This is a genomic window from Tenacibaculum aquimarinum (assembly GCF_022478115.1).
GTDB lineage: Bacteria > Bacteroidota > Bacteroidia > Flavobacteriales > Flavobacteriaceae > Polaribacter > Polaribacter aquimarinum_A.
The window spans coordinates 294,027-307,761 of record NZ_JAKGSC010000001.1 but is presented as its reverse complement, the minus strand read 5'-3'; the positions used below and the strand labels follow the sequence as shown (position 1 = coordinate 307,761).

The 13,735-nt window shown below is 32.1% G+C and carries 14 protein-coding genes; 12 read left to right on the top strand and 2 right to left on the bottom strand.

Features of this window, described 5'->3' with window-relative positions:
- Positions 1 to 2: 2 nt before the first annotated feature.
- Positions 3 to 2,621, bottom strand: coding sequence for an alanine--tRNA ligase (gene alaS, locus L1S33_RS01430; RefSeq protein ID WP_240560908.1), 2,619 nt, complete (start codon positions 2,619 to 2,621; stop codon positions 3 to 5).
- Positions 2,622 to 2,750: 129 nt separating this feature from the next.
- On the opposite strand from alaS, the gene L1S33_RS01425 reads away from it, so the two are divergent.
- The 12 genes from L1S33_RS01425 (at position 2,751) to L1S33_RS01370 (ending at position 13,351) form a co-directional block, all read left to right on the top strand.
- Positions 2,751 to 3,719: a M23 family metallopeptidase gene (locus tag L1S33_RS01425; RefSeq protein ID WP_240560907.1), complete on the top strand. Its 969-nt coding sequence runs from the start codon at positions 2,751 to 2,753 to the stop codon at positions 3,717 to 3,719.
- 9 nt (positions 3,720 to 3,728) lie between these two features.
- A complete protein-coding gene (locus L1S33_RS01420) occupies positions 3,729 to 4,058 on the top strand; it encodes a MerR family transcriptional regulator (protein WP_240560906.1) in 330 nt (109 codons plus the stop codon).
- Between the two features lie 192 nt (positions 4,059 to 4,250).
- Positions 4,251 to 6,065, top strand: a complete 1,815-nt coding sequence (locus tag L1S33_RS01415) for an acyl-CoA dehydrogenase (RefSeq protein WP_240560905.1) — start codon at positions 4,251 to 4,253, stop codon at positions 6,063 to 6,065.
- Complete coding sequence (locus L1S33_RS01410) at positions 6,065 to 6,838, top strand: SDR family NAD(P)-dependent oxidoreductase (protein ID WP_240560904.1); 774 nt, start codon at positions 6,065 to 6,067, stop codon at positions 6,836 to 6,838. Before L1S33_RS01415 ends, L1S33_RS01410 begins: the two co-directional genes overlap by 1 nt.
- Before the next feature lie 116 nt (positions 6,839 to 6,954).
- Positions 6,955 to 8,172, top strand: coding sequence for an acyl-CoA dehydrogenase family protein (locus L1S33_RS01405; protein ID WP_240560903.1), 1,218 nt, complete (start codon positions 6,955 to 6,957; stop codon positions 8,170 to 8,172).
- A complete protein-coding gene (locus L1S33_RS01400; RefSeq protein ID WP_240560902.1) occupies positions 8,172 to 9,230 on the top strand; it encodes a phosphotransferase family protein in 1,059 nt (352 codons plus the stop codon). The genes L1S33_RS01405 and L1S33_RS01400 overlap by 1 nt, the downstream gene beginning before the upstream one ends.
- 2 nt (positions 9,231 to 9,232) lie before the next feature.
- Entirely contained in the window at positions 9,233 to 9,616 is a 384-nt protein-coding gene (locus tag L1S33_RS01395; protein ID WP_240560901.1) for a hypothetical protein, read from the top strand.
- Between the two features lie 178 nt (positions 9,617 to 9,794).
- Positions 9,795 to 10,547 (top strand): SDR family NAD(P)-dependent oxidoreductase, encoded by a 753-nt coding sequence (locus L1S33_RS01390; protein ID WP_240560900.1) that lies wholly within the window; start codon positions 9,795 to 9,797, stop codon positions 10,545 to 10,547.
- Positions 10,548 to 10,613: 66 nt separating this feature from the next.
- Positions 10,614 to 11,225, top strand: a complete 612-nt coding sequence (locus L1S33_RS01385; protein WP_072556011.1) for a LemA family protein — start codon at positions 10,614 to 10,616, stop codon at positions 11,223 to 11,225.
- Positions 11,226 to 11,227: 2 nt separating this feature from the next.
- Positions 11,228 to 11,665 (top strand): TPM domain-containing protein, encoded by a 438-nt coding sequence (locus L1S33_RS01380; protein WP_240551326.1) that lies wholly within the window; start codon positions 11,228 to 11,230, stop codon positions 11,663 to 11,665.
- A gap of 1 nt (position 11,666) precedes the next feature.
- Positions 11,667 to 12,488: a TPM domain-containing protein gene (locus tag L1S33_RS01375; protein WP_240551327.1), complete on the top strand. Its 822-nt coding sequence runs from the start codon at positions 11,667 to 11,669 to the stop codon at positions 12,486 to 12,488.
- Positions 12,489 to 12,499: 11 nt separating this feature from the next.
- Positions 12,500 to 13,351 carry a hypothetical protein gene (locus L1S33_RS01370; RefSeq protein WP_240560899.1) on the top strand — a complete coding sequence of 284 codons (852 nt, stop codon included), beginning with the start codon at positions 12,500 to 12,502 and terminating at the stop codon, positions 13,349 to 13,351.
- Between the two features lies 1 nt (position 13,352).
- Here L1S33_RS01370 and L1S33_RS01365 read toward each other — a convergent pair whose 3' ends face one another.
- A complete protein-coding gene (locus L1S33_RS01365) occupies positions 13,353 to 13,733 on the bottom strand; it encodes a DUF423 domain-containing protein (protein ID WP_240551330.1) in 381 nt (126 codons plus the stop codon).
- Positions 13,734 to 13,735: the final 2 nt, after the last annotated feature.

Here is a 13,735-nt window from a genome sequence, read left to right as displayed (position 1 = left end):
TTTTATACTAAATAATCTTTCGCTTTCTCTAAAGCTTTAGGTATTCCACCAGGATTTTTACCACCTGCAGTTGCAAAGAAATTTTGTCCGCCACCACCTCCGTGAATTAGCTTACCAAGTTCTCGTACAACTTTTCCTGCATCATAACCACGTTCTGCAGCTAATTCTTTAGAAATATAACACGTTAACATTGCTTTATCTGCCTTTTCTGAAGCGGCAAAAAACAAGAATAAATTTTTAAACTCTTTACCTAAAGCAAAGGCTAAATTTTTAATTCCGTTAGGATCTAAATCTATTTTTGTAGCTAAAAACTGAACACCATTTATTTCTTGTAATTGATTTCTCAATTCGCCAGATAAATTTTGAGCTTTTTCTTTTAGAAGTTGCTCAACTTGCTTTTTTAGCGTAGTGTTTTCATCTTGTAATTTAAGAACTGCTTTTACCGGTTCTTTAGTATTGTTTAATAAGTCTTTAATTTCAAAAAGAGCTTGGTTGTTTTCAAAATAGAAATCTTTAACAGCATCATTTGTGATGGCTTCAATTCTTCTTATTCCGGCAGCAACTGCTCCTTCAGACTTAATTTTAAAATGCCAAATATCTCCAGTGTTTTGCACGTGAGTTCCTCCACATAATTCAATAGATTGCCCAAATTGGATTGTTCTAACCGCATCTCCATATTTTTCTCCAAACAATGCCATTGCACCTTCAGAAATTGCTTTTTCCATAGGAATTGCACGTTGTTCTTTTAATGGTAATTTACCTTCAATACGTGCATTTACAAAGTTTTCTACGTCACGCAATTGTTCTGGTGTCATTTTTGAAAAATGAGAAAAATCGAAACGTAAATATTTAGAGTGTACTGCAGAACCTTTTTGTTCTACATGTTCTCCTAAAACTTCTCTTAAAGCTTGGTGTAATAGGTGTGTAGCTGTATGGTTACATTCTGTTCTATAACGTTGTTTTGCATCTACAACTGCTTTAAAAGTTTCGTTTAAATGCTTTGGAAGGTTTTTAGTAAAATGAATAATTACATTATTCTCTTTCTTAGTATCTAAAATGTAAACTACGTCTCCGTGCGTATCTTCTAAATAACCTTTATCTCCAACTTGCCCCCCACCTTCTGCGTAAAAAGGTGTTAAATTGAATACTAATTGGTATAATTCTCCGTCTTTTTTTGAAGTTACTTTTCTGTAACGCGTAATTTTTACGTTAGCTTCTAAAGAATCATAACCTACAAATTCTTCTTCAGCATCATCAACTAAAACAGTCCAATCGTCAGTAGACATTTCACTTGCTGCACGAGATCTGTTTTTTTGTTTTTGAAGTTCTTCTTGAAATCCTTTTTCATCTAAAGTATATCCTTTTTCAGAAAGAATTAAAGCAGTTAAATCTATTGGGAAACCAAAAGTATCATATAATTCAAATACTTTTTCACCAGAAATTTCTTTTGTTTTTGAAGTTGAAATAATTCTGTCTAATAAAATTAAACCTTGGTCTAATGTTCTTAAGAATGAGGTTTCTTCTTCTCTTATTACGTTTTCAATAAGTTGTTTTTGCGCTTTTAATTCAGGGAAAGCTGTTCCCATTTTTTTGCTTAAAACATCAACTAATCTATATATAAAAGGCTCTTTTTTATTTAAAAATGTAAATCCATAACGAACAGCTCTTCTTAAAATCCTTCTAATTACATAACCAGCTCCATTATTACTTGGTAACTGACCGTCTGCAATTGAAAATGCAACAGCTCTAACGTGATCTGAAATTACACGAATAGCAATATCCGTTTTTTCGTCTTTGTTATATTCAGTATCTGTAATGGTTTCTATTTCACGAATAATTGGTGTAAAAACATCTGTATCGTAGTTAGATTTTACGTCTTGTAAAACCATACACAAACGCTCAAATCCCATTCCAGTATCTATATGTTTGTTTGGTAAGCCTTCTAAAGAACCATTTGCTTTACGATTGTACTGCATAAATACTAAGTTCCATATTTCTACAACCTGCGGATGATCTTCATTTACTAAAGTTTTACCATCAACCTTTGCTTTTTCTTCAGGAGTTCTAATATCTACATGAATTTCTGAACATGGTCCACAAGGTCCTTGCGCGCCCATTTCCCAGAAATTATCTTTCTTATTACCCATTAAGATTCTGTCTTCTGGAATCAATTCTTTCCAAAGATCATATGCTTCTTGATCCATTTTTAGATTATCTGCATCATCGCTCCCTTCAAAAACAGTAACATATAAAATGTCTTTATCTATACCGTAAACTTCGGTTAATAATTCCCAAGCCCAAGCAATAGCTTCTTTTTTAAAGTAATCTCCAAAAGACCAGTTTCCTAACATTTCAAAAAGTGTGTGATGATACGTATCATAACCAACCTCTTCTAAATCGTTATGCTTACCAGAAACACGTAAACATTTTTGAGAATCTGAAATTCTGTTGTTTTTTGGTGTTCCATTTCCAAGGAAATACTCTTTAAATGGTGCCATTCCAGAATTCACAAACATTAATGTTGGATCATCTTTAGTTACCATTGGTGCAGATGGTACTATTAAGTGCGATTTTTCTTTGAAAAAGTCTAAAAATTTTGCTCTTACTTCTTGAGATTTCATACAGTAAAACTGTTAAATTATCATTAAAAAACTACTAAAAAAAGGTAGTTGTAAAACATTTTGTAAATTTGTGAGTTTCCATTTTGGACGTACCAAATAGAAAACCACAAAAATAGCATAAATAGCTGTATGGCAAAAGTAAAATATTATTACGACGCAGAAACGCTTTCTTACCGTAAAATTGAGGTAAGGAAAAGTGTGTTTTATAAAAAAACCATTTTTGGTTTTATGGCAGTTTTATTAATTGCTTTCTTTGGTTTTATTGGCTTTAGTCAGTTTTTAATGTCTCCAAACGAACGAGCTCAGAAGCGTGAGTTAGATAATTTAATGCTTCAATATCAAGTATTAAATAAAAGAATGGAAGAAAGTTCTCGGGTTTTAGCACAACTACAAGAGAGAGATAATAACATATATAGAACTTATTTTGAGGCAAATCCAATACCAGAAGAACAAAGAAAAGCAGGTTTTGGAGGTGTAAATAGATATAAGTATTTAGAAGGTTTTGATAATTCTAAAATGATTAAAGATTTAACAAAAAACATCGACGTTTTGTCTAAACAAATGGTGGTTCAATCTAAATCGTTAGATGAAATAGTAACGTTAGCAAAAGAAAAAGAGAAAATGTTAGCTTCTATTCCGGCTGTTTTACCTGTAAAATTAGAACATCTAACAAGAATGGCATCTGGTTACAAATGGAGAATGCACCCTATTTTAAAAATAAGAAAGTTTCATAAAGGAATGGATTTTACAGCACCTGTTGGAACTCCAATTTATGCTTCTGGGAATGGTACTATTTTACACGCAAAAAGAAGTGCTACTTTTGGTAAAGTAGTTTATATAGATCATGGTTATGGCTATAAAACTATTTATGCTCACATGAGTAAAATGAATGCTAAAAGAGGGCAGAAAGTAAAAAGAGGAGACTTGATTGGTTATGTTGGTAACACAGGAAGATCAGTTTCTGCGCATTTACATTACGAAGTTCATAAAAATGATAGACCTGTAAATCCTTTGAATTTTTATTACGGAGATTTAACTCCAGAAGAGTTTTTAGCAATGCAAAAAGCTGCTGAAGAAGAGGGGCAATCTTACGATTAATACTGAATAATGCATATAAATTTACCTGAAAAAAGATACTATAAAATTGGCGAAGTTGCCAAAGCTTTTGATGTAAATACATCGCATATTCGTTTTTGGGAAAAAGAGTTTGATATTATCAAACCTAAAAAAAATGCAAAAGGGAATCGTCTTTTTACTAAAGAAGATATTGAGAACTTCAAATTAATTTACAATCTTGTAAAAGAAAGAGGGTTTACTCTTGAAGGCGCAAAACAAAAACTCAAGAAAAATCCTGATACAGTTGTTAATAACCATGAAATTATAAGTAGATTAGAAGTTGTAAGGTCAGAATTGGTCAACATCAAAAATCAACTTTAAAATTTTTTCTTCTACCAAAAAAATGAATCAACGTATTCATATCATTGCCTTTTCTTAAGTTTTGCCACACCTAATTATTTATTGTTTTTGCAATTTACTATGCATGCATAATAATTTTCGTTATATTTGGAAACAAAGAGTTCGGTATAGAAGCTCTTTAAAATAAGAAACCAATCATAAAACTTAAATATTATGCCTAAAAAGTATGTAGACCTAGAAACACTTAAATACATACTTTATGATATACACAAGTTAGAAAATTTACTTACTGCCGAAAGATTCCAAGATCATGATATGGAGTCGTTAAATCTTTTTATAGATTCTGTAAAAGAATTTTCTGATAGAGAGTTGTATCCATATTTCAGAGAAATGGATGAAAACCCAGCATATCATAAAGATGGAACTGTAATAGTTCACAAACAAGTAGAAACGGTAATGAAACAATCTGGAGAAATGGGTATTATTGCAGCCTGTTTCGATTACAAAGATGGCGGTTTGCAAATGCCCATTTCAGTGTTTCAAGCAATCTTATATATTATGGATGCTGCTAACAACCATTTGCCAGGTTATCCAAGTTTAACTTTGGGAGCTGCTGAATTAATTACAGAATTTGGTACGGAAGAATTAAACAAAACATATGTTCCAAATATGCTTTCTGGAACTTGGGGCGGAACCATGTGTTTAACAGAACCGCAAGCGGGAAGTTCTTTGTCGGATATTACAACAAAAGCAATTCCTACAGATGAAGGTTTTTATAAAATAAGCGGACAAAAAATATTTATTTCTGGAGGAGATCATCAATATGCAGATAATTTTGTGCATTTGGTATTAGCAAGAATTGAAGGTGCTCCGAAAGGAACAAAAGGAATTTCACTTTTTGTAGTTCCTAAAAATCGACTAAAAGAAGACGGAACTTTAGAATATAATGATGTAATGACGGTTGCCGATTTTCAAAAAATGGGACAACGTGGTTATTGTACAACGCATTTAGGTTTTGGAGATACAGACGATTGTAGAGGTTGGCTTGTTGGCGAAGAGCACAAAGGTTTAAATCAAATGTTTTTAATGATGAACGGTGCAAGAATTGCCGTTGGTAGAGGAGCTGCAGCAATTACAATGGCTGCTTACAGAGCTTCTTTACAATATGCAAATGAAAGACCACAAGGAAGAAAATTAACTGCTAATGGAAAGAAAAATCCTTCAGAAAAACAGAGTTTAATTATAGAACATCCAGATGTTAGAAGAATGTTGTTGTTGCAAAAAGCAATTGCAGAAGGTTCTTTAAGTTTGGTGTTTTTGGCTTCAAAATATCACGATATTATTCACTCAACTTCGTCAGAAGAAGAAAAAGAGAAGTACAATTTATTGTTAGAAATGATAATTCCTATTGTAAAAACGTTCCCTTCGGAAGCTGGAGCAGAATCCGTAGATAATGGTTTACAAGTGTTAGGTGGTTATGGTTTTTGTACAGATTTTGTGCTGCAACAATATTACAGAGATATTAGAATTTCTGCGTTGTATGAAGGTACAACGGGAATTCAATCTCAAGATTTATTGGGCAGAAAAGTAACCATGAAAAATGGAAAAGGATTAGAGTTATTAGCTGCTGAAATTATGCAAACAATTCATTTAGCTGCTAAAGATGACGATTTAAAAGGTTATGCTACAATTTTAGGCGAAAAACTACAACTCTCTCAAAAAGTGTTAGGTCATTTAATGCCTTTTGCCATGAAAGGGAATTACGAACGTTATTTAGCAGACGCTAATTTATTTATGGAATATATGAGTATTGTTACTTTAGGTTGGTTATGGTTAGAAATGGCTGTTAATGCTAAAAGTGAGTTGAAAAATGCTGACAGAAAATATTCAGAAACTTTCTACGAAAGTAAAATTCATACTATGAAATTCTATTTTAAATATGAAGTTCCGAAGACAAACTCATTAGCAGAATCTTTAATGAATAACGAAGAAATAACTATTAAGAAAGACAAAGAATATATTTTATAATGAATATAAAAGAACAATTTAATTTAGAAGGAAAAGTTGCTGTAATTACAGGTTCAAGCAAAGGAATTGGAAAAGCAATTGCTAAAGGTTTAGCAGAAAACGGAGCGCAAGTTGTTATCTCAAGTAGAAGTCAAGAAGCCTGTGATGAGGTTGTTAAAGAATTTGCCAAAGAAGGTTTAAAAGCAGTTGGTATTGCTTGTCATATAGGAAAGGAAGATCAGCGTAAAAATCTGATTGAAAAAACAATTGAAGCTTTTGGAAGAATAGATATTCTTGTAAATAACGCTGCAATCAACCCTGTTTTTGGTCCTATTGAAGATGTTTCTCCAGAAATTTTCGATAAAATTATGGATGTAAATGTAAAAGCACCTTGGGCGTTGTCTAATTTAGTGTTGCCACATTTTAAAACGAATAAAAAAGGAAGCATCATCAATATTGCATCTGTAGAATCGTTAACGCCAGGTTTTGGATTAGGAATTTACAGCACAAGTAAAGCAGCTATTTTAATGCTGACTAAAAATCAGGCAAAAGAATGGGGACAACATGGCGTTACAGCCAATGCAATTTGCCCAGGTTTGATTAAAACAAAATTCAGTGCTGCTTTGTGGCAAAATGAAAAAATATTAGGTAAGATTGAAAAATCGTTACCAAGTGCAAGAATGGGAATGCCAGAAGAAATGGTAGGTTTAGCTTGTTTATTAGCTTCTGATGCAGGTAATTATATGACAGGCGGTGTTTATACAGCTGATGGTGGTTATATGATTGCGGGTTAATTAATTACAAATTAAGAATTACGAATGTCATTTCGAAATGAGCCTTTTTAGGCGATTGAGAAACCTCATGAAAAAACCTTTAACCTTTCTACTTTCAAACTTTTTAACACATTAAAATGAACTTCGAATACACAAATAAATCAAAAGAGTTACAGCAAAAACTAAAAGCTTTTATTACAGAACATATTGTTCCTGTAGAAGAAGAATTTATTGCTTTTCAAGCTGATAAAAATAATATGTGGAAGCGTTTTCCTAAAATAGAAATGCTAAAGCAAAAAGCAAAAGAAGCTGGTTTGTGGAATTTGTTTTTACCAAATAATTATGGCGATTTAAGTCCGGGTTTAACCAATTTAGAATATGCGCCTTTAGCAGAAATAATGGGAAAGAAAATCTGGGTTTCAGAAATTTTTAATTGTTCTGCTCCAGATACAGGAAACATGGAAGTATTAGCAAAATACGGAAATGAAGCACAAAAAAAACAATGGCTAGAACCCTTAATGAAAGGAGAAATCCGTTCTGCTTTTTTAATGACTGAACCACAAGTTGCTTCTTCAGACGCTACAAATATTGAAACTTCTATTGTTTTAGATGGTGATGAATATGTAATTAATGGAAGAAAATGGTGGTCTTCTGGCGCTATGGATCCGCATTGTAAAGTTGCTATTGTTATGGGTAAAACAGACACAAATGCACACAGACATCAACAGCAAAGTATGGTTTTGGTTCCTATGAATACTGAAGGATTAGAGATTGTTCGTCCGCTTTCGGTTTTAGGATATTACGATTCTCCAGAAGGTCATGCAGAGATTATTTTAAATAATGTTCGCGTACCAAAAGAGAATTTAATTTTGGGTGAAGGCAGAGGTTTTGAAATTGCACAAGGTCGTTTAGGTCCTGGAAGAATTCATCATTGTATGCGTTTGGTTGGCATGACGCAATATGCGTTAGAAACTATGTCTAAAAGAACGTTAGAAAGAGAAACTTTTGGTAAAAAGTTTTACGATTATAGTAGTATTCGTCATGAAATTGCAAAATCAGCATGTGAAATTGAACAAGCGCGTTTGCTTACACTTTCTGCAGCAGATAAAATGGACAAAGCAGGCAATAAAGAAGCAAAAGATATTATAGCAATGATAAAAGTTGTTGCACCAAATATGGCTTTAAAGGTAATTGACAGAGCAATGCAAATTTTAGGGGGAAAGGGTGTTGGTCCAGATACGTATTTACCACATTATTTTGCCATTGCAAGAATGTTGCGTTTGGCAGATGGACCAGATGAAGTACACATGTATCAATTAGGTAAAAGTTGTATTAAGAAATACGGAAATCAATAATGAGCAATCAAAAAGTAAGAAAAGGCGAGGAGTTAAATGAAGTTCTGTTGAAGAAATATCTTCAAGAAAATGAATTAATTAATTCGGTTGAAAGCGATTTGTTTGTAGAGCAATTTACACACGGTTTTTCTAATTTAACTTATTTATTAAAAATAGAAAACAAAGAATTTGTTTTAAGAAAACCACCAAAAGGCGCTATAAAACGCGGTCATGATATGAGTCGTGAGTTTAAAGTGCAAAGTGGTGTAAGTAAAGCATTTTCTAAAGTACCAAAAATGTTTGCTTTTTGTGATGATGAAACTATTTTAGGAAGTGATTTTTATATCATGGAAAAAGTAGAAGGCATCATTTTAAATTATAAAGAAGCAAAACAAAGAAATATTACGCAAGCGGAATATAAAACCATTGCAAATTCTTGGTTAGACACGTTAGTTGAGTTACACAATGTAGATTATAAAGCGGTTGGTTTAGAAGATTTAGGAAAACCAGAAGGTTATGTAGAAAGGCAAGTTTCTAATTGGGGAAAGCAATATTTAAAAGCTAAAACAGACGAATATCCTGAAGCAGAAATGGTGATGAATTGGATGCAAGAGAATCAGCCTACAACATATGAACATTGCTTAATACACAATGATTATAAGTACGATAATGTTGTTTTTAAAGATGAAACTTGGCAAGAAGTTTCTGCCGTTTTAGATTGGGAAATGGCAACTTTAGGCGATCCTTTAATGGATTTAGGAACTTCTCTCGGTTATTGGACAATTGCAACAGATAACGATTTTGTAAAACAAGGAATTCCGTCTCCAACAATTTTTGAAGGAAATCCAATAAGAAGCGAAATTGCCCAAATGTATGCTGAAAAATCAGGAAGAAATGTAGATAATTTGGTATTCTATTATGTATTCGGATTGTTTAAAATAGCAGTGATTGCACAACAAATTTATTATCGATATTCAAAAGGATGGACAACAGACCCTCGTTTTGCTAATTTGAATAAAGCAGCCGAATTATGCTGTAAATTAGCATTAAAATCGATAAAAACTAACAAAATTGATTAAAAATGAGTGAAAATCATCAAGAAATAAACAAAGAAGGTTTAGCAGTTTTATCAACTTTTGATGAAAATTCACCAGTTTTTATGATGAATTATCTCAATTATAAAGAAGAAGTATTATCCACCGGAAAAACTGGAAAAGAAACTTATAAGGATTACATGAAAGCTGCATTTCCTTTTTTCGAGAAGATAGCTGCAGAAATTATTTTTAAAGGAAAACCAATAACAACAATAATTGGTCCTACGGAAGAAAAATTATGGGATGAAGTTCTCATTGTAAAATACGCTAACAAAAATGAATTTTTTAAGCTGATGCAATTCAAGGAATATCCAAGAGAATTAAGAGCATCTGCATTATCAGATTCAAGATTAATATTTTGTAAATTATAAAATTACATCATTCTTATTTTAATAAGACGGATTTGCGTTAGGGATTGAAGCGACATCCTTTTACTGTCAGTTCGAGTGAATTTTTGAAGAATGAAAAAAATTTGTATCGAGAACAAAGTAAAAGATATAGTGAAAAGCCCGACCTTTTTAGGAAACGCCCAAAATAAAATTTAACAACATGCAAGTAGAAAATAAAATAGTAATAGTAACTGGTGCAGGATCAGGAATTGGAAAAGCAACCGCAATTCATTTTGCTAAACATGGAGCAACCGTTGTAGTATCAGACATTAATATAGAAAATGCTGAAAAAACTTCCGAAGAAATTAAATCAAATGGAGGAAAAGCTATCGCAAATAAATGTAATGTTGCTAAATTTGAAGAAGTAGAAAACCTAATCCATTCAACCGTTAAAGAATTTGGAAAGTTAGATGTAATTGTAAATAATGCTGGAATTGGGCCTAATTTATTAAGAACGCATGAATCTTCTTTAAAAGATTGGGGTAGAGTAATTGCAGTTAACCAAACAGGAGTTTTTTATTGTATGAAGGTTGCATTGCAACAATTTTTAGAACAAGGTTATGGTAATATTGTAAATATTGCATCGTTGGCAGGTTTAAAAGCATCACCCAATAACATTAGTTACAGCGCAAGTAAATTTGCTGTTGTTGGTATGACAAAGTCTGCTGCAATGGAGTATGCAACCAAAAATATACGTGTAAATGCAGTGTGTCCTGGTTATACAGAGTCTGCATTATTAACTCAATTGATAAACGCAAAACCAGAAATGGATGCCATTTTAAAAAGTGTAATCCCAATGAAACGTTATGGTAAAGCTGATGAAATAGCAGATGCTGTAGTTTGGTTAGCGTCTGATAACACGCGCTTTATTACAGGGCAAACTATAACTTTAGATGGCGGAACTTCGCTTTAAAAACTCAATTTTATTACGTAATATTGTAAATACAAAAAATCAATCAAAAATTAAATATTAGAAATTATGAAAAAATGGTTAGTACCCGTAATAATTCTTGCAGTTATTGCTTTCGCACTTTATAATTGGGGAGTAGGATTTAATAATGACGCTGTAGTTTTACAAGAAGATGCAAAAACAACATGGTCTAATGTAGAGAGTTCTTATCAACGTAGAAATGATTTAATTGGAAATCTTGTAAAAACTGTACAAGGAGCTGCGGATTTTGAAAAAGAAACATTAACAGATGTAATTAATGCTAGAGCTAAAGCTACATCAGTAAATATTAATGCAGGAGATTTAACGCCAGAAAAAATGGCTCAATTTCAACAAGCACAACAAGGTATGAGCGGGGCATTATCAAAATTATTAGTTTCTGTAGAACGTTACCCAGAATTAAAAGCAAATGCTAATTTTTTGGAGTTACAAAGCCAGTTAGAAGGTACGGAAAACAGAATTAATGTAGCAAGAGACCGTTTTAATGAAGGTGTAAATAAATACAATAAACATATAAAAGTGTTTCCTGGTTCTTTATTAGCAGGTTTATTTAATTTCGATGAAATGACTCGTTATAAAGCTGATGCTGGTTCTGAAAATGCACCAGATGTAGATTTTGACTTTAGTAAAAAAGACAAATAAGAATGTCTAAAGTAGAAGATTTTCTATCTGTAGAAGAAGAACAGGAAATTGTTTCTGCAATAAGACAAGCAGAAAGAAATACTTCTGGCGAAATCCGTGTGCATATCGAAAGAAAAACCGATAAAGATCATTACGAAAGGGCGTTAGAAGTATTTCATATGCTTAAAATGTTCAATACTCAACAAGAAAACGCAGTGTTATTTTACGTTGCTGTAGATGATCATAAATTTGTAGTTTATGGTGATAAAGGTATTGATGTTGTTGTGCCTAAAAACTTTTGGGAAACAACCAAAAACACAATGCAAAATCATTTTAAAAATGGAAATTTTAAACAAGGAATTGTTGATGGTGTGTTAAGTGCTGGTAAAGAGTTGCAAACCCATTTTCCTTGGAGTATTAAAGATGAAGATGAATTGTCTAATGAAATTTCTAAGAACTAAAATGAGTTTTAAAAAAGCTACATATTTACTTTTCTTAATTGGGCTTTTGTTTGCTCAAAACTTAATTGCGCAAGGTTTTCAGATTCCTGAAAAACCTCAAAAGAATAAAGATCAAACAAGTGTTTATGATTATGTAAACTTACTTTCTCCAAGTGAAAAGAAATCATTAGAAAATAAGTTGATTAAGTATTCTGATTCTACTTCAACTCAAATTGTAGTAGCAATTATTAAATCTACTGAAGGTGAAAATATTGCTTACTTAGCTGCTAATTGGGGCGAAAAATGGGGGATTGGTCAAGAAAATGAAGACAATGGTATTTTAATGTTATTGGCAGAAGATGACAGGAAAATTACAATTGCTACTGGAAAAGGTACTGAACATTTAATGACGGATTACACTTCGCGTCAAATTATTGAACGTGTTATTTTACCAGAATTTAGAAACGGAAGTTATTACAGAGGTTTGGATAAAGGTTCAGATTCTGTTTTTAAAGTAATGAATGGCGAGTATCAAGGAACTCGACAACAAAATTCAGATGGTAGTATTTTACCGTTTGTTCTTTTTATAATTTTTATTGTTATCATTTTTATTTTAATTTCAAGAGGAAATAAAGGAAATGGCAACGGAAATAGAAGAAGTTATAGAAGAGATGGAAACACAAGAGGTATACTAGAAACAATTATTCTAAGTAACTCAGGCAGAAGTTCGGGTGGTTTCGGTGGATTTGGAGGTTCATCTGGTGGCGGAAGTTTCGGCGGCGGCTTTGGTGGCGGTTTCGGAGGTGGAAGTTTTGGTGGAGGTGGCGCTACAGGCGGTTGGTAAACTTATCAGTCATGAAAAAATATATTCTTCTCTTTTCTCTTTTAACATTATTAGGTTGTCAAGACTATGGTAAACTTACCGTTGTTACAGACTTACCCAATACATTAAAAGAAGTTTCTGGAACAGAAATTACACGAAACTCAGATTTAATTTGGATGCTTAATGATAGTGGAAATAAACCACATTTATATGGATTATCATATAGTGGAAAAATTGATAATGAACTTAAAATTCAAGCAAAAAACCACGATTGGGAAGACTTAACTTCAGATAAAGAAGGCAATCTTTATATAGGAGATTTTGGAAATAACGATAGTAAAAGACAAAATTTAGCTATTTTAAAAGTTAATCATCAAGATTTAATGTCTAAAAGTGAAATAGAGATTGAAAGAATTCGGTTTTCTTACCCAGAACAAACTAAATTTCCTGCGAAGAAAAAAAATCGATTTTTTGATTCTGAATCATTATTTTATTGGAATAATAGCTTATATATTTTTACTAAAAGCCGTGTAAAAAATCACTATGGAAAAACAAGTTTGTATAAAATTCCAGCTGAAAAAGGAAATTACAAAGCGGAGTTTATTTCAACTTTTAAAAACGATTGCAACGATATATCTTGTTGGATAACTTCTGCAGCTATTTCTCCCGACGGAAAAAAAGTAGTGTTACTTACATCCAAATCGGTCTTGTTATTTACCAATTTTAAAGGAGATGATTTTTTAAGTGGAACTTTTAAAAAACTACCTTTAGAACATACTTCTCAAAAAGAAAGCATCACTTTTAAAGACGAAAATACTTTATATATTTCTGATGAAAAAGCACATGGAGCAGGTGGTTTTTTATATGAGTTGAAACTCAATTAAACTACACTATAAATTTATAGATTAAAAGTGCCCAACCACAAACTAAAAACAAGCCTCCAAGAGGAGTAATTGGTCCTAGGAATTTTAGTTTCTTATTCTTGGCTGATGAAATGACCAAACCGTAAATTGAAAAAGAAAACAGTACTATTCCTAATATAAATGCATAAATAATGTACTTATCTAAGCTAATATTAGGGTTTAATTGAAAACCTAAAATTAGTAAAACAATGGCATGATACATTTGGTATTTTACACCTGTTTCAAATGATTTTAGTTGGTCTTCGTTTAAAATTTTCTTTAAAGCATGTGCTCCAAAAGCACCGAATATTACTGCTAACAATCCAAAGATAGCACCGATAGCTATTATAGTTTCTTGTGTCATAT

Bases quoted from the DNA above. Each gene is read 5' to 3' on its own strand.
- L1S33_RS01410 (WP_240560904.1), top strand. From the start codon at position 6,065: ATGAATATAAAAGAACAATTTAATTTAGAAGGAAAAGTTGCTGTAATT.
- L1S33_RS01385 (WP_072556011.1), top strand. From the start codon at position 10,614: ATGAAAAAATGGTTAGTACCCGTAATAATTCTTGCAGTTATTGCTTTC.
- L1S33_RS01425 (WP_240560907.1), top strand. From the start codon at position 2,751: ATGGCAAAAGTAAAATATTATTACGACGCAGAAACGCTTTCTTACCGT.
- L1S33_RS01420 (WP_240560906.1), top strand. From the start codon at position 3,729: ATGCATATAAATTTACCTGAAAAAAGATACTATAAAATTGGCGAAGTT.
- L1S33_RS01405 (WP_240560903.1), top strand. From the start codon at position 6,955: ATGAACTTCGAATACACAAATAAATCAAAAGAGTTACAGCAAAAACTA.
- L1S33_RS01415 (WP_240560905.1), top strand. From the start codon at position 4,251: ATGCCTAAAAAGTATGTAGACCTAGAAACACTTAAATACATACTTTAT.
- L1S33_RS01390 (WP_240560900.1), top strand. From the start codon at position 9,795: ATGCAAGTAGAAAATAAAATAGTAATAGTAACTGGTGCAGGATCAGGA.
- alaS (WP_240560908.1), bottom strand. From the start codon at position 2,621: ATGAAATCTCAAGAAGTAAGAGCAAAATTTTTAGACTTTTTCAAAGAA.
- L1S33_RS01395 (WP_240560901.1), top strand. From the start codon at position 9,233: ATGAGTGAAAATCATCAAGAAATAAACAAAGAAGGTTTAGCAGTTTTA.
- L1S33_RS01380 (WP_240551326.1), top strand. From the start codon at position 11,228: ATGTCTAAAGTAGAAGATTTTCTATCTGTAGAAGAAGAACAGGAAATT.
- L1S33_RS01400 (WP_240560902.1), top strand. From the start codon at position 8,172: ATGAGCAATCAAAAAGTAAGAAAAGGCGAGGAGTTAAATGAAGTTCTG.
- L1S33_RS01370 (WP_240560899.1), top strand. From the start codon at position 12,500: ATGAAAAAATATATTCTTCTCTTTTCTCTTTTAACATTATTAGGTTGT.
- L1S33_RS01375 (WP_240551327.1), top strand. From the start codon at position 11,667: ATGAGTTTTAAAAAAGCTACATATTTACTTTTCTTAATTGGGCTTTTG.
- L1S33_RS01365 (WP_240551330.1), bottom strand. From the start codon at position 13,733: ATGACACAAGAAACTATAATAGCTATCGGTGCTATCTTTGGATTGTTA.